Source organism: Paraburkholderia ultramafica, assembly GCF_902859915.1.
Taxonomy (GTDB): Bacteria; Pseudomonadota; Gammaproteobacteria; order Burkholderiales; family Burkholderiaceae; genus Paraburkholderia; species Paraburkholderia ultramafica.
Window position 1 is genome coordinate 22,182 of sequence record NZ_CADIKK010000009.1, and the last position, 19,733, is coordinate 41,914.

Consider the following 19,733-nt stretch of genomic DNA (forward strand, 5'->3'; position numbering starts at 1 on the left):
GCATCCGCATGACAGATTTTTCTACCCTGCTGCAGCAAGGCACAGCGAGCGCCTGGCTGTTCATCCCCAGTGCAGTGCTACTTGGCGCACTTCACGGACTGGAACCCGGACACTCGAAGACCATGATGGCCGCGTTCATCGTTGCGATTCGCGGTACGGTCGGGCAAGCCGTGCTACTCGGCCTGTCTGCAACTCTGTCGCATACCGCCGTAGTCTGGGCCGTCGCACTCGCTGGGATGTATTTCGGCCGCAATCTGAATCCTGAAACGACCGAACCCTACTTCCAACTCGCTTCCGCGGTGCTCGTCGTCTGCGTGGCCGCGTGGATGATTTGGCGCACGTGGCGCGACCAGCGAATGGCAGGCAGTCATGATCACGGACATGACCACGCGGATGAGACCAAGCGTGTCGACACGGGGCACGGCGTCGTTCGCCTGGAGATCTTCGAGGACGGCGTTCCGCCCCGATTCCGCCTGTTTCAGGAGGGGCGCCACCACAGCGCGTTTAGCGCGGACCAGATTAGCATTGAGACGCAACGCGCCGGCAGCGGGAGAGAGGTTTTCACGTTTGTTCAGCGCGAGGGATTTCTCGAGTCGCTGCAGGAAATTCCAGAGCCGCATGAGTTCATGGCACGACTGCAAATCAGCCACGGGCATCACAGCCACGACTATGAATTGGAGTACGTCGAGCATGAACACCATCATCACGACCACGGTCAGGCCTCTGGGCTGGATGTCTCGTCCCCAGGCTATCAGGATGCTCACGAACGCGCACACGCGAATGACATCAAGAAGCGATTCGCAGACAGGGATGTAACAACCGGCCAGATTGTGATGTTCGGCCTGACGGGCGGACTTGTTCCTTGCCCAGCCTCTATCACGGTGCTGCTGCTGTGTCTTCAGTTGAAACAGTTTGTGCTCGGCGCAGGCCTCGTGCTCTGTTTCAGCATAGGACTTGCGCTCACCATGGTGGCGTCCGGCACGGTGGCCGCGTTGAGCGTTAAGCAAGTATCGAAGAAGTGGAGCGGCTTCGGTGACTTTGCAAGAAAAGCGCCCTACTTCTCCAGCGCGCTGATACTCCTCGTTGGCTTTTACATGGCGTACCAAGGCGCTAACGCACTAGACTGGGTGTAGGGTGCCTGCGGCGAGGCAAGCATGAACAGGCGCACAAAGTGGATCGCTGCAACCGCTGCATTAATGTGTGTCATGAGTGCGAGTCTCGCATGCCCCCTGCATATCGCTTACGCGAATGCCGACTGAGTTCTGGCAACGATAAGCACGCGAAAGTAGCGACAAGTGTCGCGACGGTCGCCGCCTCTGCATCGAGGACACCTGCCGAGCGTATTGAGAGTGGCCTACGCATAACAGGCAAAGCCGGTAAGGCCCAAGACCCATGCTGTCCCTGCATTTGCCCAACGAAACCCGCTTAGCCAATGGTGCCCAAGCCAGAACAATGCAGGCAGATTGCAATCCCACTGAAGGCTTGATGTGGCTGGCACGCCATGTGGACCAAAGGCAACTGCGGCAGACAAACGGGATGCCACCAGTACGAACAGGCAGGCGATTCAATCAACCGCCGGGCTTGCTCACCTTGTGAAAATATTCGTTCCTGACTGCCAGGACGCCGGCGCGCCGAATCTACCGGGGCCGCCTGAGCGATTCAGCGAGGCTTGCGCGTGAATAGCAGCACGTCGCACCCAAGTTCCGGCGGCAGCAGCAGCCTCGCAAGATCGGGGCGACGCTCCATAGCGAAGGACGTCTGGTGCTCGTAGTCATACCAGTTGCCGCTTGCCGCGCGATGCACACTGACGACCGCGAGATAGGTGTCGACGCTCTCGCAGCGAAATATCTCGCGCTCGAAGTTGTTGCCGGCAGGTGGCCACGAGCAAATGACGACCTCGGCCGGGTGGGAGCGCAGTGCGATGCGCGCCTCCATTCGAATCACCGACTCGGGATATGCGATCTTGTGTTCCCAACTGTAGTCGTCCGTCGCAGTGATGCGCACGCCGCTGTCGCGCAGAAATCGGCTCAAGGTGCCGTCACCTGCGCCGAGTTCGAGGCAAAGTCTTTCACCGATGATCCCGCTGAGCCGCTCGACGAACTGGCGCGAATAGAAACAAAAAATCCCTTTAGGCTCGACCAGTGGCATCAGGAATCGCTTTTGCCAGACGAACGGCCACAGAATCCGGAACCACGCGAGTGAAACGGGCTTACGTTCGAGACCCTGCCCAAACAGCAGATGTTGCGTGAGGAGTCCATTAACAAGATTGAAGCGTAGCTTGCCGGACTTACGTCCGGTGGCAATGGCGGTGGTGTAGCGCTGGATCGTCACTGCGGCCATTTGCCGGCGAACCGCAGCCCGCGCGAGTTCCTGTTTCTCGCGCCGACTGAGATTGCTTTTCGCGGGGCGCCCGGCTGAGTTCACGCCAGGGTTCATTAAGCGGTAAAGCCTACGGGGATCGCGCTCTGCGAGCGCTGCGGCAAGTTCGTGCTCCATGTATTCCCATTCGTCCGGGAACGTGGATCGCAATTCGTCCCCCGATGGCCGGCGTTGCAGCCAGGCTATAACTTTAGCGGGATCACCAAGGTCCGTCGTCAAATCGGTTTTCCAATTTCGATTGTAGTAATGAGCGATACGGCTGCCTTCGACAGGCAGCACGTTCAATCCGTTTCGGATAATATCCAATCCAGGAGGATAGGATAAGCAACGCATCATTGCATATCTCTGCCGGCTTCCGTGGACCACCATACCTCTCAGCCAAATGGAACAGTGCCAACAGGAGCGCGTCATGTGGGCGAAAATCAAGGAGTGGTTCGGATTTGGTGGCGACGAAGACAGCCACGGGCATGGCGGCGATGGCCACGCGCACGGAGCAGGCCCTCACGGCCATACTCATGGCGTGATCGACCCGAGCCTGTCTTCCTCGGAACGCGGCATCTGGGCTATCAAATGGTCGTTTGTGATTCTGGCCATCACTGCGATCCTTCAGTTGATCGTAGTGTTCACATCGGGCAGCGTCGCGCTGCTGGCCGACACAATCCACAACGTGGGCGACGCGACCACGGCGATTCCGTTGTGGATCGCCTTCGTGCTCGCGCGCCGCAGGCCGACGGCAACTTTCAACTACGGACTCGGACGCGTCGAGGATCTGGCCGGGATGCTGATTGTCGTGATCATCCTGATTAGCGCGCTGGTCGCGGGCTATGAGGCGATCGATCGTCTCATCCATCCACAACCCATCACGCAATTGCTGGCTGTTGCCGCAGCGGGTGTAATCGGCTTTGTCGGCAACGAAGCGGTGGCCGTGTTCCGGATTCGGGTCGGACGCGCGATGAACAGCGCCGCGCTGATCGCGGACGGCTACCATGCCCGCACAGACGGTCTAACGAGCCTTGCGGTGGTGGTTGGTGCGATCGGTGTCTGGGCCGGTTTTCCACTTGCCGATCCAATTATCGGTCTGCTGATCACCATCGCCATTCTAGGCATAGTCTGGCAATCCGCACGTGCGGTCATCACCCGCAGCCTCGACGGGATCGGGCCCGGCGTAACGGAAGAAATCCGCCATGCAATCGAGCACGTACCGGGGGTCAATCGGCTGGTCGACGTCAAGGCCCGCTGGCTCGGACACAAATTGCGCGCCGAACTGACAGTCGCCGTCGACCAGAATCTGAGCGTCGCGCAGGCCAATGGAATTACGTTGGCGTTGCAACGCGAGCTGCACGCGCATCTTCCGCCACTCGACGCAGCGACCGTGCAATTTGATACAACCGGCGCGCAACCAGTCGATGCGCCGATGGATGCAACCGGCCACCATCATGCACCCGAACCGATTCGGGTGAGTTGTGCCCTCGCATCCGGATTACTGGAAATCGTCGACACGCCGTCCGGCGAACGCATGCGTTTGACGGTTCCGGAACATGTCGAAGATCTCGCGGCAGTTGTAGAGATTTTTCGGCCAGATGGTAAGAGCGAGACGTTAACGTTGCAGCCGTCGGAAGCGGTTGCTCACCACTTCGAAAGCACAACTGCGCCGGAGGAGCCGCACGAGTTCGATGCCGAACTGCGCCTGTCGAGCGTCCAGGGGCGGGAAACCTTGCCATTCAGGATGGTTGAGCCAGCAGGACATCATCACTAGAGGTTACACCGCTCTGCAGCGTATCGGAAGTGGAGTAAGGCTTCGCAATTAGCTGCGAACGAAGTCAGAAGGAAAGTAGCGTGGATATGCAAACTTCACATCAACACATCGTCAAATGGCTGCAGCGAGCGGAAGGACACCTGAAAAGCGTCATTGCGATGGTCGGGAAAGGGCGTACCTGCGTTGATATCGCGCAGCAGGTGCAGGCGGTGGAAAGTGCGATCTGTAACGCGAGAACGACGCTCGTCCGTGAGCACATCGACCATTGCCTCGAGCAACCGGGTAGCCAGGATGCACAGTCAACGGCTGCTGTGATGAGCCAACTCAAAGCCGTGACTAAATACCTGTAGAACGACAGATGGCTGATTTAGCTTCAGTTCTGCTGCGAGGGGCTTCGAGCGTCTTGCCATTCATTGCAGGCGCGTCTCTCCTCGGAGCGTTGCACGGCCTCGAACCGGGACGTTCAAGGACAATGATGGCGGCATTTACTGTCGCCATTCGTGGCACCGTCAGACAAGCAATATTGCTTGGTGTCGCTGCGACGATTTCGCACGCCGCGCTTGTCTGGCTCATATTGCTCGGCGGTCAGTATGTCAGGGGCAGCTGGAACACTGAACCCGATGAGCCGTACTTCCAGATTGCGTCCGCGGCGGTGATGGTCGGCGTCGCGCTGTGGATCATCTGGCGCACATGGCGTCAGCGATGCGTCGCCATCGCCAGTGGTCACGATCACAGCCACGATCGCGATCTTCGACACCACGACGAAACCAGGTTTATCGACACCTGGTACGCCATGGTGCGGCTTGAGGTTTTTGAAAACGGTGTGCCTCCCCGCTTCAGACTCTACAGTGAAGGACGTCGTCCTCGCGCGTGGCCAGCCGACCAGGTCAGAATTGAAACGCAGCACTGGTGGGAAACGACAAACCTTCCGTAGCGCAGTTCAGCACTTCGCAGCCGGCGTTGTCTTCGCGGCCATTGCGACTGAGATCATTCCTGACGTGATGCGCGCCGGCACCCCCGGTTCGGCGCTCGCTGGCTTCGCAGCCGGCGTCGCCGCCATGTTTGCGATGCGCTGGCTGGCGGATCGACTCGAGGCAAAAGATAGCGGCACTTCCGTGCTGCCGCTCGGCTTTCTGGCTGCGGTATCAATCGACTGCGTGATCGATGGGGTCGTGATCGGCACCGGCTTTGCGGTCGGTGCCTGACAAGGCGTGCTGGTCGCGGCATCGCCCGCACCGGAAATGTTCTTTCTTGGCCTCGCGACCGCGAACACGATGCGTGGCGGCGGCACCCGCGTTGCCACGGTTGTTGCGACTTGTGTCGGCCTTGCGCTGATCCTCGGCCTGTCGGCCGTGGTTGGCTTCACCCTGCTGGCGGGCGCGCCTGCAGCAATTCTCACGACACTGCTCGCATTCGGCTCGGCGGCTCTCCTCTACCTGGTCACGGAGGAGTTACTCATCCGGGCGCATGATTTAGGCGAGACGCGCCTCGTGACTTCGCTCTTCCTTCTTGGCTTCACGGCCGTCTTCGCGGCGGAACTCCTTTCGTGAGTTGCGATCTATTGGCGGACATGTCGCTCAAATTCACGGGGCGTGCCGGACGCACAAATCTGCCGCAAGGCAATCTTTCTGATTCACCGTTTTTAGCTTCATCACATGCAGAAATTCGTTGCCAATGGTATGTAATTCGCTCACATCATGCCTACTTCGCAGTAGCACCATGTGTGAGCAATTTGAGCCTTGACTTGCCCCTGCACAGTCGCAACACGAGACAGTGCATTGCACGCTTCCTCGGCTACATCGCAACGGGACTTGGCGTTCGGGACGTGCGCACCAAGTCGCGTTCGCACGTCGAAGGACTCACTTATCCACGCTTCCGGAGCACACCGACGGTTCTGGTATTCACCTTCGGTTTTCGAGGTTTTCCCTCTTGAAATCAAATGCCAAACTATATAACCTGCGGTCGCCGTGACGCAGTTATCCAAACTAACGCTTTGGAATCAAGGTTGGCACTGTACAACTTTACTTTTACTCAACACGGCGACTTTTTACAAACATATTTGTAAATTTACGAACTATTTTGTCAATTTACGAACATATTTGTCGTCGATCAAGCGACATCCCCGCAAACGCCCCCTCACTCCACCGTCACCGACTTCGCCAGATTCCGCGGCTTATCCACATCCGTACCCCGCGCACAAGCCGTGTGATACGCGAGCAACTGCAACGGCACGACGTGCAGAATCGGCGACAGCAAGCCATAGTGCTCCGGCATCCGGATCACATGCAGCCCTTCATCGTTGACGATCTTCGTATCCGCATCGGCGAACACATACAGCTGACCGCCGCGCGCACGCACTTCCTGAATATTCGACTTCAGCTTTTCCAGCAGCGCGTCATTCGGCGCCACCGTCACCACCGGCATCGCTTCCGTCACGAGCGCCAGCGGCCCGTGCTTCAACTCGCCGGCCGGATAAGCCTCGGCATGGATATACGAAATCTCCTTGAGCTTCAGCGCGCCTTCGAGCGCGATCGGGTAGTGCATGCCGCGCCCGAGGAACAGCGCATGTTCCTTGCGCGAAAACTCTTCCGACCACGCGATGATCTGCGGCTCCAGCGCCAGCACACTATTCAGCGCAGCCGGCATATGGCGCAACTGCTTCAGGTAGCCCGCTTCCTGTTCGTCGCTCAGATGCCCGCGCAGCTTGGCTAACGTCGCCGCGAGCACGAACAGCGCGACCAGCTGCGTGGTGAACGCCTTGGTCGACGCCACGCCGATCTCGCGGCCCGCGTGCGTGAGGAACGACAGCTCCGTCTGGCGCACCATCGCGCTCGTGCCGACGTTGCACACCGCCAGCGTATGCTTGTGTCCCAGCGACTGCGCATGCTTGAGCGCCGCGAGCGTGTCCGCCGTCTCACCCGACTGCGAGATTACCACCACCAGCGACTTCGGATTCGGCACCGACTCACGGTAGCGATACTCGCTGGCAATCTCCACCTGGGTCGGAATCTTCGCGATCGATTCGAGCCAGTACTTCGCGGTCAGCCCCGAGTAGTAGCTCGTGCCGCACGCGAGAATCAGCAGGCTGTCGATCTCCGCGAACACCTTGCCCGCGCCCTCGCCGAAAATCGACGCGTCGAACGAATCCGTTTGCGGGATCGTGTCGGTGATCGCACGCGGCTGCTCGAATATTTCCTTCTGCATGAAGTGGCGATACGGGCCGAGTTCGACCGCGCCGCCGTAGGCCGCCACCTGACGCACTTCGCGTTGTACCTCATTGCCGTCGCGATCGGCGATACGCACGCCGTCGAGCGACAGTTCGCACACGTCGCCTTCTTCAAGGAAGATGAAGCGTTCGGTGCTGCCGGCCAGCGCCAGTGCGTCCGAGGCGAGGAAGTTCTCGCCGTCGCCGAGCCCCACCACCAGCGGCGAGCCTTGGCGCGCGCCGACCACCGTATGCGGCTGATCCTTATGCAGCACCGCGATCGCGTACGCGCCGTGCAATTGCGCGATGGCTTCGCGCACGGCGGCGAACAGATCGCCGCAGTACACGCTGTGAATCAGGTGCGCGATAACCTCTGTGTCGGTCTGCGAGACGAACGCGTAACCTTTGCCCCGCAATATTTCACGCAGCGATTCGTAATTCTCGATGATGCCGTTGTGTACCAACGCAAGCGTATCTCTCGAGAAGATCGGGTGCGCGTTGTCCGTCACCGGCGCGCCGTGCGTCGCCCAGCGCGTATGCGCGATACCCGTGACGCCTTCGAGATGACTTTCGTGCACCTGCTCGTCGAGATCGGCGACGCGCGCCACGCTGCGGGCGCGGCTCGGTCCGTTCTCGCCGAGCACAGCGACGCCACACGAATCGTAGCCGCGATATTCGAGGCGACGCAGTCCTTCGATCAGGACGGAAACAATATTACGTTGCGCAACCGCGCCGACAATCCCACACATGGCTTATTCCTTTTCAGTGCTGGGTTTCAAGGAGCGCGCTTCGCGCCCGCGTCGTGTCCATCAGCTCTTCTTTTTTACAGGGCGTATATAACCCGGCTTGCTGGTTTGCGTCTTGTCGTTCAGAACCAGCGCGCCGGCTTCGACGTCTTTCCAGACCGTGGTGCCCGCCGCGATCGTCGCGCCGCGCTTCACCCGCACCGGGGCAACCAGTTGCGTGTCCGAACCGACGAACACGTCGTCCTCGATAACCGTGCGGAATTTGTTTGCGCCGTCGTAATTGCAGGTAATGGTGCCCGCGCCGATATTCACGCGCGCGCCGACATCCGCATCGCCGATATACGTGAGGTGGTTCGCTTTCGAGCCGTGGCCGAGCACCGCGTTCTTCACCTCGACGAAGTTGCCGACATGCGACTCGTCGTGCAACGACGCGCCGGGGCGCAGCCGCGCATACGGTCCGAGCACGACCTTCGCGCCGACCTCGGCGCCTTCGATGTGGGTGAACGCGTCGACACGCGTACCGGCGCCGATGCTCGCATTGCGGATCACGCAGTTGGGCCCGATGGTCACGTTGTCGGCCAGCGTCACGCGGCCCTCGAACACGCAGTTCACGTCGATCGAGACGTCGCGGCCGCATTCGAGCGTGCCGCGCACGTCGAAGCGCGCCGGATCGGCGAGCGTCACGCCCGCGACCAGCAACGCGTCGGCGACATTGCGCTGGTGAATCCGTTCGAGTTCGGCAAGCTGCTGCTTGCTGTTCACGCCGAGCGTTTCCCACTCGTCGTCCGGCTGCGTGGTGACGACTTCGAGTCCGGCTTCGATGGCCATCTCGACCGCGTCGGTCAAATAGAACTCGCCTTGCGCGTTGTCGTTTTTCAACGCCGCGAGCCAGCCGGCGAGACGCTCGGTCGGCGCGACGATGATGCCGGTGTTGATCTCGGCAATCTGCAACTGCTCGGCGCTCGCGTCTTTCTGTTCGACGATGCGCAACACCTTGCCGTGCTGATCGCGCACGATACGGCCGTAGCCGCTCGGGTCGTCGAGCGTGACGGTGAGCACGCCATAGCCGCCCTGCCCGGCGCGCCCGGTCAGCGCGTGCAGCGTGCTGGCGCGCGTGAGCGGCACGTCGCCGTACAGCACCAGCGTGGGGGCGGACGAATCGAGCAGCGGCAACGCCTGCTGCACCGCGTGGCCCGTGCCGAGCTGCTGCTCCTGCACGGCGAACTGGAGGTCCGGCGCCGCGACCGCCTCGCGCACGGCTTCGGCGCCATGGCCGATCACGACGACGAGACGCGTGGGCTTGAGCGCGCGAGCCGTGTCGATGACGTGAGCGAGGAGTGGCCGGCCGGCCAGAGGATGGAGCACCTTGGGAAGCGCGGACCGCATGCGCTTTCCGGTGCCTGCCGCCAAAATCACGATGTTCATGGCGTCGGCAATATGACGAGTTTGGAGCCGGGGATTCTATCATGCAGCCATGATGACAAAGGCCGCTGACGCGGCTTCATGTCAAGCTGGGATGTGTGGAAACGCCCATTTTTCGGGCTTTTCCATCAAAGATCGTCGAACTGAACGATCGAGATCGGCTTCGCCGCGTTGAGCATTGCGCTGTCGTCGTTGCCGGTCGAACACGGCTCTTCATCGAACGCGATATCGCCTTGCGGATCGGCCTCGCCGGTCGCGCGCAGGCCTGCGAACGGGAACAGCTTGTGATCCATCAGATGCGACGGCACGATGTTCGACAACGCGTTGAACATATTTTCGATGCGGCCCGGGAAGCGCTTCTCCCAATCACGGATCAGTGCCTTCATTTCCGCGCGCTTCAGATTCGGTTGGCTACCGCACAGATTGCACGGAATGATCGGGAATTCGCGCAGCTCCGCGTACTTCTCCAGATCGGTTTCTTTCACGTAGGCGAGCGGCCGGATCACGATGTTCTTGCCGTCGTCCGATTGCAGCTTGGGCGGCATGCCCTTCAGCTTGCCGCCGTAGAACATGTTCAGCAGCAGCGTTTGCAGAATGTCGTCGCGATGATGGCCGAGCGCGATCTTGGTCGCGCCGAGCTCGCCCGCGACCCGGTACAGAATGCCGCGCCGCAGCCGCGAGCACAGCGAGCAGGTGGTCTTGCCCTCCGGCACCAGCCGCTTGACGATGCTGTAAGTGTCCTGGTTCTCGATGTGAAACGGAATGTCGAGCTGCTTCAGGTATTCGGGCAACACGTGCTCCGGAAAACCCGGCTGCTTCTGGTCGAGATTCACCGCGACGATGTCGAAGTTGATCGGCGCGCGCTCGCGCAGCCGCATCAGGATTTCGAGCATCGCGTAGCTGTCCTTGCCGCCCGACAGGCAGACCATCACCTTGTCGCCGTCCTCGATCATGTTGAAGTCGCCGATCGCCTGGCCGACCTGGCGCGCGAGGCGCTTGAACAGCTTGTTGTTCTCGTACGCTTCCTTCTGCTCGCGGCGCGTGAGCGGCGACTTGGCCTTCGCGGCGGGCGCGGCGGGTTGCGTGGAGTCGATGGCGTCGGTGACGTCGACAGCCTCGGCGGCCGCGTTGTCGTTCAGGATTTCCGGAGCATTCATGGCTCAATCCTCTTTGATACGGAAGACTTCGACGCCCACCGCGTCGCAGTCGGGATACACGTCCGGCTTCTCGGTCGACACGCGCGCGGCCCGCACCTGCGGATGCTCGAGCATGGTCCGTACGAGGTCGTCGCACAGCGTTTCCTGCAAGTGGATATGGCCTTGCTCGACGCGGCGCGAAATGGTGGACCGCATGAAGTCGTAGTCGACGACTTCGTTCAGCTTGTCCTGAACCGGCGTGGACAGCGCGAGCGGCACGAACAGTTCGACGTTGATCACGACGCGCTGTTCGCCGCGCTTTTCGAAGTCGTGCACGCCGATGTTGATGTGCACTTCGTAGTTGCGCAGAAAGAGCCGGCGGCAATCGGCGAGCCGGGGGTGCGAAAGAGCGGCAAACATGTTCGTTCCAGTCGAAAAAAGCGTGCGGAGCACGCAAAGGGGCGCTTCACTGCGCGGCGGCCGCCCATCCAGGCCGGCCGCGCGCGCTTCAGGCGCCCGTCAAAAACATTACGTCGCGCGGCAGCGGCACGAGATGCTGCCCGCCGTCGACCACCAGCGTCGTTCCGGTGACGCCGGCTGCATCCGCGAGATACAGCGCGGCGGCGACAATATCCTCGGGCCGCGACGCACGGCCCAAAGGCGTCGTTCGGTGAGCGGCTTCGAAACTATCCTGCGTCTGATCGCCGGACTGCATCGTCAGACCGGGCGCGAGCCCGACCACGCGCAGTTTCGGCGCCAACGCCTGGGCCAGCGCGACCGTGGCGGTCTGCAGCGCCGCTTTCGACAGCGTGTACGACAGATAGTCCGGATTCATGTTGTACAGCTTCTGATCCAGCACGTTGATGACCACGCCGCGCTGGCTTTCGTCGGTGCGCGCGGCCTCCGGCGTCGCGTCGAACAGCATGCGCGCCAGCACCAGCGGTGCGCCGAGATTCATCGCGGTCAGCTTCAGCAGCAGCTCGTAGCCGACGTTGCGCGCCGTGTCTTCCTCGAAGCGCGACGCGTTGTTGACGATGCACACCGGCCGGCCCAAAGCGGCGGTACACGCCGGCAACAGCCGCTCGACCTGCGCCTCGTCGCCCAACTCCGCGTGCAACGCGACCGCGCGGCGGCCGAGCGCGGCGATCTGCGCGACCACTTCGTCGGCCTCTTCGCGCGATGCGCCGTAGTGGACCGCCACGTCCCAGCCGCGCGCGGCAAAGCCGAGCGCGAGCGCGCGCCCGATGCGGCGGGCGGCGCCGGTAATCAGCACGACGCGCGGCGTTGCGGGCGCGCGGGCAGCGGCAGTGTCCAGAGAGGCGGTCATTTACAATGCGGGGATGAATCCGAAAGCTCACCAACCCGATAGTTTACCTGCTCCCGGCCCAGACGCGCTTGCGCAGTCCGAAGCGCTGGTCGCGCAGATCCGCGCGGAACTCGACAGCGCCGGCGGCTGGCTGCCGTTCGACCGCTACATGGAGCGCGCGCTTTACGCGCCGGGACTCGGCTATTACAGCGGTGGCGCGCGCAAATTCGGTCTGCGCGGCGACGACGGCAGCGACTTCGTCACCGCGCCGGAGCTGTCGCCATTGTTCGCCGCGACGCTGGCGCGGCCGCTGGCCGAGGCCTTGCAGGCGAGCGGCACGCGCGACGTGATGGAGTTCGGCGCCGGCACGGGCAAACTGGCCGCCGGCTTGCTCAACGCGCTCGATGCGCTGGGCACCGAATTCGACAGCTACTCGATCGTCGACCTGTCGGGCGAATTGCGCGAGCGCCAACGCGAGACGATCGCGGCGGCAGCGCCCGCGCTGGTTGCGAAAGTACGCTGGCTGGACGCTTTGCCGGAGCGCTTCGAGGGTGTGGTGATCGGCAACGAGGTGCTGGACGCGATGCCCGTGCGGCTGTTCGTATCGAACGGCGGCATCTGGCATCAGCGCGGCGTAGTGTGGCGCGACGACGCGTTTGCGTTCGACGACCGCCCGGTGTCCGCCGCAGCGGACATCGCGTTGCTGTCCGAACTCGACACCGCCGGCGACGGCTACGTGACCGAAACGCACGAAGCCGCCAGCGCGTTCACGCGCACCATTTGCACGATGCTCACGCGCGGCGCGGTCTTTCTGATCGACTATGGTTTTCCGCGTCACGAGTACTACCATGCGCAGCGCGCGCAAGGCACGCTGATGTGCCACTACCGGCACCGCGCGCACGCCGATCCTTTCCTCTACCCGGGCTTGCAGGACATCACCGCGCATGTGGAATTTACCGGCATCGCCGAAGCCGGTGTCGAGACGGGCGCGGACTTGCTGGGCTTCACGTCGCAAGCGCGGTTCTTGCTGAATGCGGGGATTACCGAAGTGTTGTCGGAAATCGATCCGACCGACACCGCGCGATTCCTGCCCGCGGCGAATGCGGTGCAGAAGCTGTTGTCCGAGGCGGAGATGGGCGAACTGTTCAAGGTGATCGCCTTTTCGCGCGGACTGGACGACACGTTGCAGGCGTTTTCCAGCGGCGACCGCTCGCATACGCTGTGAATTTTTGCCTCATTGGGCGTTAGGAACTCGTGATGATCCGCTGGCTGTTGACTACGTTCGTTGCGGTGGCGGTGTTGTCGGCCTGCTGGCCGTGGCTCAGGAAGATCGGCATTGGCCGGATGCCCGGCGACGTGACCTTGCGCCTGTTCGGTCGCGAGTACCCGTTTCCTTTTATGTCGACGCTGGTGTTGTCGATGCTTTTGTCGCTTATAGCGAGGCTGTTGTAGGTTTTGCCTTTAACGGCGGCGGCCTGCGCCGCCCGCCACGCCAAAGGCAAAACACCTTACCCGACAAGCGCCGCTTCCACCGCGCGCACCCGCTCCTGATGCACGGCGTCCTTGATGCCGGCAGGCGCATCGGCCAGCAGTTTCGCCACCGCGCCGGCATCCACGCTTCGTGCAGCGACCAGCGCCACTCTGAGCCGCTCGGCCTGCGGATAGTCGCTCGTTTCGAACCCAAGCCGCCCACGCGCGTCGGCCTCGCACGCCTGCAAGGCTTCTGCAAAGCGGCCCGGTTTGCGGATCGCATCGCTGCGCTCGAGCAAGCGCACCAGCGCGGCAGCCCCCATCTCCGTCACGCGATGAATGTTGCCATGCTCGCGCGCCACCAGCAGCGCCAGGTCACGACAGTCGTTCGGCACCCGCAGCCGCTCGCATAGCGGCTTCAGCAGATCCACACTGCGCCCCTCATGGCCGATATGCCGCGGCAGCACATCCTCAGGTGTGGTCGCCTTGCCGAGGTCGTGCGTCAGCGCGGCAAACCGGACCGGCAACGCATAGCCCTGCTGCGCGGCATGATCGACCACCATCATCACGTGCACGCCGGTATCCACTTCGGGGTGATAGTCGGCCCGCTGCGGCACGCCGAACAGCGCGTCCATCTCCGGCAGAATCCGCGCCAACGCGCCACAGTCGCGCAACACCTCGAACATGCGCGAAGGCTTCTTCTCCATCAAGCCGCGCGACACCTCCTGCCACACGCGTTCGGCCACCAGCGCATCCACCTCGCCGTCGGCGACCATTTGGCGCATCAGCGCCAGCGTTTCCGGCGCGACCGTGAAGTCGACGAACCGCGCGGCGAAGCGTGCAATCCGCAAAATCCGCACAGGGTCTTCGAGGAACGCATCGCTGACGTGACGGAACAATTGCGCCTGCAAATCCGCCTGACCGTCGAACGGGTCGATGACCGGGCCGGTCAACTCGCCGTCCGGGCGCACTTCGCGCGCCATCGCGTTGATCGTCAGGTCGCGGCGCGCGAGATCTTCCTCCAGCGTAACGTCCGGAGCATAGAAAAACTGGAAGCCGTGATAGCCCGCCGCCGTCTTGCGCTCCGTGCGCGCAAGCGCGTACTCCTCGTGCGTTTGCGGATGCAGGAACACCGGAAAATCCTTGCCCACCGGACGATAGCCCTGCGCCACCATCTGCTCGGGCGTCGCGGCGACCACCACGTAATCGCGGTCCTGCACCGGCACGCCCAACAACTCGTCGCGGATCGCGCCGCCTACCGCGTAGATCTTCATGGGCATGCGTCTTGGTAGGGAATTGCGTGAGTTTCCCGACGCGCGGCGTCGATCCATGCCTGCACCGCCGGCAACGCGGTGATCCGCTCGACGTAGGCCGACGAGGTTGCGGACAATGCCGGCCGCCATGTGTTGAAGCGCATCGCGACCGGCGCGTACATCGCGTCGGCAATGCCGAACTCGCCGAACAGGAAAGGGCCGCCATGCGCGTCGAGACAGTCTCGCCAGATCGCCTCGATACGCGCGATATCGGCCAGCGCGCCCGACGTCGCGTTCATGCCCGGGAACGACGCGCGAATGTTCATCCACATGTTCGAGCGCAACTCACCAAAACCCGAGTGCATCTCGGCGCTCACGCTGCGCGCGCGAGCGCGCGAAGCCGCGTCGCGTGGCCACAGCGCATGCTGCGGGAAGCGCTCGGCCAGCGTCTCGGCGATCGCCAGCGAATCCCATGTGGCCAGCCCCGCTTCGTCGACCAGACAGGGCACCTTGCCCGACCCCTGCGGCGCATGAGCGAGGATCGCCGCGGTCGTGCCAGGCTCGCCCAACGGGATCAATACTTCTTCAAAGGCAATGCCGAAATGCTTCAGCAGCAGCCACGGACGCATCGACCATGACGAATAGTTCTTGTCACCAATAAGCAGCTTCATGCTTCGTATCTGTGGAGTGTGAAAAAAGTGTTTCAGCGAACGGGGTCAGCGTCCGGCGCTGGCGCGGAACGTGTCGAAGCGCGAACGCGTCGACGCACCGGTCAGATACGCGGGCGCGATCGTTTCGATACTGGCCGGTTCGAGCCCGAGCTCGGGCGCAAGCGGGCTGCTCAATATATTGTCGACTTTCATCGAATCCAGATTGTCGCGCGTGATCACCGGTTCGCCGGGCGCCATTTCGAAGGTCAGCGCCTGCAGGCGCGCCAACGCCTCCGGCAGACGGATGATGCGCGCATGCTTGCCGATCACGTCGCCGCAATACTTGACGAGGTCTTCGAGCGAGTAGACGGTCGGGCCGCCCAGTTCGTAGGTCCGGCCGCTCGCGGCATCGAGGTCGAGCACGTTGACGATCGCCTTCGCCACGTCGTCGACGTACACCGGCTGGAATTTGGCATCGGGCATCGCAAGCGGAATCACCGGAAACACCCGTTGCAGGAACGCGAACTTGTTGAGGAATTGATCTTCAGGACCGAACACCACGGACGGACGGAGAATCGTCCACGCGACGTTCGCTGGATGCACCGCTTTCTCGCCGTCGCCCTTCGAGCGCGAGTACATGCTCGGACCGTTCGGCGCCGCGCCGAGCGCGCTGATGTGAATGAGCCGATGCACGCCCTTGCCTTCACACGCGGCGACGATTTTGGTCGGCAATTCGACATGCGTGCGCGCGAACTCCGGGCCATACGGCGTGCCGCGTTTGCCGTGCAGCGTGGCCACGAGATTGATCACGCAATCGGCGCCTTCGACGAAGCGCGCGAGCTGGACCGGATCGAACACGTCGGTTTCGATTACGTCGATCGGCAGCAAGGTGAGATGGCGGGCGTTGTAGCGCCGCCGGGTGGCGATGCGCACGTCTTTGCCCAGTTCGACGAGCGCGTTGACGAGGTGGCTGCCGATAAACCCGGACCCGCCGATGAGCGCAATAGCTTGATGTCGCATTTTCGACTCCCTAGTGGAAGCCGCGGCAACGGCTGGCGTGGCGCGCCGCGGCCTCGGGGCGAGGCAGCGGCGGCACGGCGCTTTACGGTGCGATGTAACCCAGACGCGCCTTCAGCGATTGCGGACGGCCTTCGAACAACGCCGCGTAGTAGACCGTGTTGGACAGCACATTCTTGACGTAGTCGCGGGTTTCCTGGAACGGAATCGCCTCGGCGAAGATCGCGCCTTCGACCGGATGCTGCAACGACTGCCGCCAGTTGCGCGGACGGCCCGGGCCTGCGTTATAGCCGGCTGTGGCCAGCACGGCGGACCCGTCGAACTGATTGTAAATCATCGACAGGTAGTTCGTGCCGAGCAGGATGTTGGTGTTGATGTCGTTCATCTGCTCATGCGAGATCGGGCCGAGACCGATCTTTTTCGCGACCAGTTGCGCGGTGCCCGGCATCAGCTGCATCAAACCGCTCGCGCCGACTTCCGAGCGCGCGTTCATGATGAAGCGCGATTCCTGGCGAATCAGCCCATAGGCCCATTCCACATCCAGGCCGTTCGACTGCGCATCGCGATCGACGATCTCGCGGAACGGCGACAGATAGCGCAGCGAGAAATCGTGCTCGCTCTTCGTGCGGTCCGCCGTGTTGACGGTGCGGTCATACAGCTCGATACGGCGCGCGTATTCGGCGGCCGCGAGCAGTTGCCGGTCGCTCATCGTGCGCAGCGGCCAGTTCCATTCGCGATTGCCTTCGAGCCGCAGATTCAGCGCATAGAAACGCTGCGCCAGATCAAAGCCCGGCGTGTTGCCGGCCTGCTGGACTTCGGCGTCGGTCACCGTGGTTTTCGGCGGCACCGTGATCTTCTGGCCCAGTTCCTCGGCGGCCAGTTGGCCGTAGAAGTTGTAGCCCTGCGCGATCGACTCGAACTCCTGGTTGGCGGTGGTCGTGTCGCCGGCCTGCTTGAGTGCGCGCGCATGCCAGTACACCCACGACGGCTGACTGCGCAGCGCGGCCGGCATCTGTTCGATCGACCAGCGCACCATGTTCCAGTCGCCGGCCAACAGCGCGGTGCGGGTGCGCCATTCATACGCGGGATTCGACAGCGGTGCATTCGCCGACAGCCGGTACCAGTCCACCGCGCTCGGCATCTGCTTGACGGCGGCCTGATAGGCAATCGTGCCCCAGCCGATCGCGCGCTCGGGCGAGTTCAGCGACGGCGCCACCGAAGCGAACGTCGCCGCGGCCATCGCCGGATCGTTGCGCGCCATCCGCGTGATCGCCAGCAGCGCCAGTTGATGCGACTGCGCATCCGGACCGACGCCGCGCGCCAGCAGCAATGGCGGCGTGCTCGTGGCCTGGCCGAACAGCACCGGATCGGGAGGCTGGTTGCCGAGCGCGTCGAGCAGCTTGCTGCCGGTGTCGGTGTTGTTCTGCTCGTATGCGAGACGGATTTGCTGCCAGACGTCGTCGGCGCTGAACTGGCCGTTCACGGCCAGCGCGGTGATCAGATCGACGCAGCCGTCGCCGTACCACTTCGGATCGACCAGCAGCGCGCGCGCCGCGTCGGCGACGTTTTCGCCGCGCGAGGCGCGCGATTCGAGCGCGTAGCACTTCACCTGAGTGTCGTCGTTCAGCACGAAGCGGGCGTATTGCTGATCGAAGTTGCGCCAGTCGTGACGCGTGCCGAGCACCGTGAGGTAGTCGTTGCGCAGGCGGTCGGCGATCGCCTGGCCGTCGTACTTCTGCAGGAACGCCAGCACCGGCGCATCCGGCGCGTCGACGCGCGCATGGCCGGTCGAATCGAACAGTTGCGGCTTGAGCTGGAAGTACTCCAGGTACGCAGGCGCCGGATAGTTCGGGATCGTGCTCGCCAGCTGCGCTGCGCGTGGCGCGTCGTTGTTGCGGGCGGCCTCGCGCAACTGGACGAAGGTCTGGTCGTCGTTCGTGAGTTGCGAAAGGGGAATGGGCTTGACGGCCGAGGCCGTGCTGCACGCGACGAGTGCCGCTGCGGCAAGCGCCAGACCGGCCGCGCGATATACTCGATAAAGGCGTTTTGACATCGTTGTTTCTGGAGCGCGAATTGGACCCAAGCATAGCATGCAACCCCGTCCCGGCAGCGAAAAAGGCGCTGCGTCGAATGCTATTGGAAGCAAGGCTGCAAGCGGCTTCCGAGCCGGCGCACAATGCCGCGCTCGGGCGTCGCCTGCTCGATGCGTTGAAGCGTTATGGCGTGGACAGCGTAGGATTCTACTGGCCGCTCGCGGGCGAATTCGACGCGCGCCCCGCGCTCTCGGTCTGGCTGGCGGCCAATCCGCGGCGCGAAGCCAGTCTGCCGATTGTCAAAGAACGTGGCATGCCGCTCGAATTCCATGCATGGACGCCGGACATGACGATGCAGATCGGCCATCACAAGATCGCCGAGCCGACCTCGGGGCAAGTGGTGATTCCCGAACTGCTGTTCGTGCCCTGCGTCGGTTTCGATGACGACGGCTACCGGCTCGGCTACGGCGGCGGCTACTACGACCGCACGCTGGCCACGTGGCCGGGCTCGAAGAAGCCGCTCACGGTCGGCATCGCGTATGAAGCGTGCCGCACGCAGGCGCTGCAACGCGAAGCCCACGATATTCCGCTCGACCTGATCGTTACCGAAGCCGACTTCTATCCGCGCCCGTCGCGTTGAGTCGAACGTGCGGCGCGCGAACCGGCTGCGCGCCGCCGCGTCGCCCCGTTATAAAGACGCCGCCGCGCGGGCGGCGGTGTCGTACAGGCCGGACGCGTTGCGCATCAGTTGCGCCGCGTCGCCGATCTGCTCGTTGGTCAGGCCGCTTTCCTTCAACGTCGAAATCAGGCAGCTCTCGCGCACCTCGCGATACTTCAGGCACAGTTCACGGCCCGCCTCGGTCGCCGAGAAGAACACTTCCTTGCCGGTCTTTTCGCTTTTTACATACCCTCTAGCTACGAGCTTCTTCAACGCGTAGGTGGCGACGTGCGTGTCTTCGATGTTCAGCACGAAGCAGATGTCGGCCAGCTTCTTGCGACGCTCGCGATGACTGACGTGGTGCAGCAGCGACACTTCGATGGCGGTCATGTCCTTGTCGCCGGCCGCCGACATGCAGCGCACCATCCATCGGTTGAAGGCGTTGCCCGCCATGATCAGCGCGTACTCGAGTTCGGACAGTTCCGCGCTGGTCTCGGACACGAGATGTTCCGAGGAGACGATTTTGGTGGGATGGCGCGACATAACGAAGAGTCTCGGGAGACAGAATGACAAGGTGTCGGGAGTGTACGACGAGCGACCGGTCCCGGCGAGCCTGGCAAAAACGCTGATTGAGAAATTGTTGATATCTTATTGATAATGTACGCTTCAAACATCGGATGCCCGATGCCGATAGCACGTCAA

Annotated in this window: 20 protein-coding genes; 9 read left to right on the forward strand and 11 right to left on the reverse strand. The window is 62.6% G+C overall.

What is annotated here, in order from left to right:
- The first annotated feature begins 8 nt into the window (after window positions 1-8).
- Window positions 9-1,133, forward strand: a complete 1,125-nt coding sequence (locus HV744_RS11360; RefSeq protein ID WP_175149594.1) for a nickel/cobalt efflux protein RcnA — start codon at window positions 9-11, stop codon at window positions 1,131-1,133.
- A 526-nt stretch (window positions 1,134-1,659) separates the two neighbouring features.
- Here HV744_RS11360 and HV744_RS11365 read toward each other — a convergent pair.
- Window positions 1,660-2,658 (reverse strand): class I SAM-dependent methyltransferase, encoded by a 999-nt coding sequence (locus tag HV744_RS11365; protein WP_175149595.1) that lies wholly within the window; start codon window positions 2,656-2,658, stop codon window positions 1,660-1,662.
- A 130-nt stretch (window positions 2,659-2,788) separates the two neighbouring features.
- Between HV744_RS11365 and HV744_RS11370 the strand changes: the two genes are divergently transcribed.
- The 5 genes from HV744_RS11370 (at window position 2,789) to HV744_RS11390 (ending at window position 5,685) form a co-directional block, all read left to right on the forward strand.
- Window positions 2,789-4,135 carry a cation diffusion facilitator family transporter gene (locus HV744_RS11370; RefSeq protein ID WP_175149596.1) on the forward strand — a complete coding sequence of 449 codons (1,347 nt, stop codon included), beginning with the start codon at window positions 2,789-2,791 and terminating at the stop codon, window positions 4,133-4,135.
- Window positions 4,136-4,221: 86 nt separating this feature from the next.
- Window positions 4,222-4,485, forward strand: coding sequence for a metal-sensing transcriptional repressor (locus HV744_RS11375; protein ID WP_175149758.1), 264 nt, complete (start codon window positions 4,222-4,224; stop codon window positions 4,483-4,485).
- Window positions 4,486-4,493: 8 nt separating this feature from the next.
- Entirely contained in the window at window positions 4,494-5,069 is a 576-nt protein-coding gene (locus HV744_RS11380; protein WP_175149597.1) for a HoxN/HupN/NixA family nickel/cobalt transporter, read from the forward strand.
- 67 nt (window positions 5,070-5,136) lie between these two features.
- Window positions 5,137-5,340, forward strand: a complete 204-nt coding sequence (locus HV744_RS11385; protein ID WP_175149598.1) for a hypothetical protein — start codon at window positions 5,137-5,139, stop codon at window positions 5,338-5,340.
- 6 nt (window positions 5,341-5,346) lie between these two features.
- Window positions 5,347-5,685: a ZIP family metal transporter gene (locus HV744_RS11390; RefSeq protein ID WP_175149599.1), complete on the forward strand. Its 339-nt coding sequence runs from the start codon at window positions 5,347-5,349 to the stop codon at window positions 5,683-5,685.
- A 586-nt stretch (window positions 5,686-6,271) separates the two neighbouring features.
- On the opposite strand, the gene glmS is transcribed toward HV744_RS11390, so the two are convergent.
- The 5 genes from glmS to HV744_RS11415 form a co-directional block, all read right to left on the reverse strand.
- Window positions 6,272-8,089 carry a glutamine--fructose-6-phosphate transaminase (isomerizing) gene (gene glmS / locus HV744_RS11395; protein WP_175149600.1) on the reverse strand — a complete coding sequence of 606 codons (1,818 nt, stop codon included), beginning with the start codon at window positions 8,087-8,089 and terminating at the stop codon, window positions 6,272-6,274.
- Window positions 8,090-8,149: 60 nt separating this feature from the next.
- Window positions 8,150-9,511, reverse strand: a complete 1,362-nt coding sequence (glmU, locus tag HV744_RS11400; protein WP_175149601.1) for a bifunctional UDP-N-acetylglucosamine diphosphorylase/glucosamine-1-phosphate N-acetyltransferase GlmU — start codon at window positions 9,509-9,511, stop codon at window positions 8,150-8,152.
- Window positions 9,512-9,636: 125 nt separating this feature from the next.
- Complete coding sequence (gene ttcA / locus HV744_RS11405) at window positions 9,637-10,665, reverse strand: tRNA 2-thiocytidine(32) synthetase TtcA (protein ID WP_175149602.1); 1,029 nt, start codon at window positions 10,663-10,665, stop codon at window positions 9,637-9,639.
- A 3-nt stretch (window positions 10,666-10,668) separates the two neighbouring features.
- Window positions 10,669-11,064: a dihydroneopterin aldolase gene (locus HV744_RS11410; protein WP_149669888.1), complete on the reverse strand. Its 396-nt coding sequence runs from the start codon at window positions 11,062-11,064 to the stop codon at window positions 10,669-10,671.
- Window positions 11,065-11,152: 88 nt separating this feature from the next.
- Window positions 11,153-11,971: an SDR family oxidoreductase gene (locus tag HV744_RS11415; RefSeq protein ID WP_175149603.1), complete on the reverse strand. Its 819-nt coding sequence runs from the start codon at window positions 11,969-11,971 to the stop codon at window positions 11,153-11,155.
- 13 nt (window positions 11,972-11,984) lie between these two features.
- Between HV744_RS11415 and HV744_RS11420 the strand changes: the two genes are divergently transcribed.
- The gene (locus HV744_RS11420) at window positions 11,985-13,175 is read left to right on the forward strand and encodes a class I SAM-dependent methyltransferase (RefSeq protein ID WP_175149604.1); all 1,191 of its coding nucleotides are present in this window, start codon (window positions 11,985-11,987) and stop codon (window positions 13,173-13,175) included.
- A gap of 32 nt (window positions 13,176-13,207) precedes the next feature.
- Window positions 13,208-13,402 carry a DUF2905 domain-containing protein gene (locus HV744_RS11425; RefSeq protein ID WP_175149605.1) on the forward strand — a complete coding sequence of 65 codons (195 nt, stop codon included), beginning with the start codon at window positions 13,208-13,210 and terminating at the stop codon, window positions 13,400-13,402.
- 56 nt (window positions 13,403-13,458) lie between these two features.
- Here the strand turns inward: HV744_RS11425 and HV744_RS11430 are convergent, their stop codons facing one another.
- The 4 genes from HV744_RS11430 to HV744_RS11445 form a co-directional block, all read right to left on the reverse strand.
- Window positions 13,459-14,694 (reverse strand): multifunctional CCA addition/repair protein, encoded by a 1,236-nt coding sequence (locus tag HV744_RS11430; protein WP_175149606.1) that lies wholly within the window; start codon window positions 14,692-14,694, stop codon window positions 13,459-13,461.
- Window positions 14,691-15,344, reverse strand: a complete 654-nt coding sequence (locus tag HV744_RS11435; RefSeq protein ID WP_175149607.1) for a glutathione S-transferase family protein — start codon at window positions 15,342-15,344, stop codon at window positions 14,691-14,693. Before HV744_RS11435 ends, HV744_RS11430 begins: the two co-directional genes overlap by 4 nt.
- Before the next feature lie 45 nt (window positions 15,345-15,389).
- Window positions 15,390-16,343: a complex I NDUFA9 subunit family protein gene (locus tag HV744_RS11440; protein WP_175149608.1), complete on the reverse strand. Its 954-nt coding sequence runs from the start codon at window positions 16,341-16,343 to the stop codon at window positions 15,390-15,392.
- Between the two features lie 82 nt (window positions 16,344-16,425).
- The gene (locus tag HV744_RS11445) at window positions 16,426-18,393 is read right to left on the reverse strand and encodes a lytic transglycosylase domain-containing protein (protein ID WP_175149609.1); all 1,968 of its coding nucleotides are present in this window, start codon (window positions 18,391-18,393) and stop codon (window positions 16,426-16,428) included.
- A gap of 77 nt (window positions 18,394-18,470) precedes the next feature.
- Here HV744_RS11445 and HV744_RS11450 point away from each other — a divergent pair, with 77 nt between their 5' ends.
- On the forward strand, window positions 18,471-19,013 hold the full coding sequence (locus HV744_RS11450) for a 5-formyltetrahydrofolate cyclo-ligase (protein WP_246279009.1): 543 nt from the start codon (window positions 18,471-18,473) through the stop codon (window positions 19,011-19,013).
- A 48-nt stretch (window positions 19,014-19,061) separates the two neighbouring features.
- On the opposite strand, the gene HV744_RS11455 is transcribed toward HV744_RS11450, so the two are convergent.
- Window positions 19,062-19,574: a winged helix DNA-binding protein gene (locus tag HV744_RS11455; RefSeq protein ID WP_042327041.1), complete on the reverse strand. Its 513-nt coding sequence runs from the start codon at window positions 19,572-19,574 to the stop codon at window positions 19,062-19,064.
- Between the last annotated feature and the right edge of the window lie 159 nt (window positions 19,575-19,733).

Bases quoted from the DNA above. Each gene is read 5' to 3' on its own strand.
- HV744_RS11410 (WP_149669888.1), bottom strand. From the start codon at position 11,064: ATGTTTGCCGCTCTTTCGCACCCCCGGCTCGCCGATTGCCGCCGGCTC.
- ttcA (WP_175149602.1), bottom strand. From the start codon at position 10,665: ATGAATGCTCCGGAAATCCTGAACGACAACGCGGCCGCCGAGGCTGTC.
- HV744_RS11455 (WP_042327041.1), bottom strand. From the start codon at position 19,574: ATGTCGCGCCATCCCACCAAAATCGTCTCCTCGGAACATCTCGTGTCC.
- glmS (WP_175149600.1), bottom strand. From the start codon at position 8,089: ATGTGTGGGATTGTCGGCGCGGTTGCGCAACGTAATATTGTTTCCGTC.
- HV744_RS11435 (WP_175149607.1), bottom strand. From the start codon at position 15,344: ATGAAGCTGCTTATTGGTGACAAGAACTATTCGTCATGGTCGATGCGT.
- HV744_RS11380 (WP_175149597.1), top strand. From the start codon at position 4,494: ATGGCTGATTTAGCTTCAGTTCTGCTGCGAGGGGCTTCGAGCGTCTTG.
- HV744_RS11375 (WP_175149758.1), top strand. From the start codon at position 4,222: ATGCAAACTTCACATCAACACATCGTCAAATGGCTGCAGCGAGCGGAA.
- glmU (WP_175149601.1), bottom strand. From the start codon at position 9,511: ATGAACATCGTGATTTTGGCGGCAGGCACCGGAAAGCGCATGCGGTCC.
- HV744_RS11445 (WP_175149609.1), bottom strand. From the start codon at position 18,393: ATGTCAAAACGCCTTTATCGAGTATATCGCGCGGCCGGTCTGGCGCTT.
- HV744_RS11420 (WP_175149604.1), top strand. From the start codon at position 11,985: ATGAATCCGAAAGCTCACCAACCCGATAGTTTACCTGCTCCCGGCCCA.
- HV744_RS11430 (WP_175149606.1), bottom strand. From the start codon at position 14,694: ATGAAGATCTACGCGGTAGGCGGCGCGATCCGCGACGAGTTGTTGGGC.
- HV744_RS11385 (WP_175149598.1), top strand. From the start codon at position 5,137: ATGCGCGCCGGCACCCCCGGTTCGGCGCTCGCTGGCTTCGCAGCCGGC.
- HV744_RS11440 (WP_175149608.1), bottom strand. From the start codon at position 16,343: ATGCGACATCAAGCTATTGCGCTCATCGGCGGGTCCGGGTTTATCGGC.
- HV744_RS11370 (WP_175149596.1), top strand. From the start codon at position 2,789: ATGTGGGCGAAAATCAAGGAGTGGTTCGGATTTGGTGGCGACGAAGAC.
- HV744_RS11415 (WP_175149603.1), bottom strand. From the start codon at position 11,971: ATGACCGCCTCTCTGGACACTGCCGCTGCCCGCGCGCCCGCAACGCCG.
- HV744_RS11360 (WP_175149594.1), top strand. From the start codon at position 9: ATGACAGATTTTTCTACCCTGCTGCAGCAAGGCACAGCGAGCGCCTGG.
- HV744_RS11450 (WP_246279009.1), top strand. From the start codon at position 18,471: ATGCTATTGGAAGCAAGGCTGCAAGCGGCTTCCGAGCCGGCGCACAAT.
- HV744_RS11425 (WP_175149605.1), top strand. From the start codon at position 13,208: ATGATCCGCTGGCTGTTGACTACGTTCGTTGCGGTGGCGGTGTTGTCG.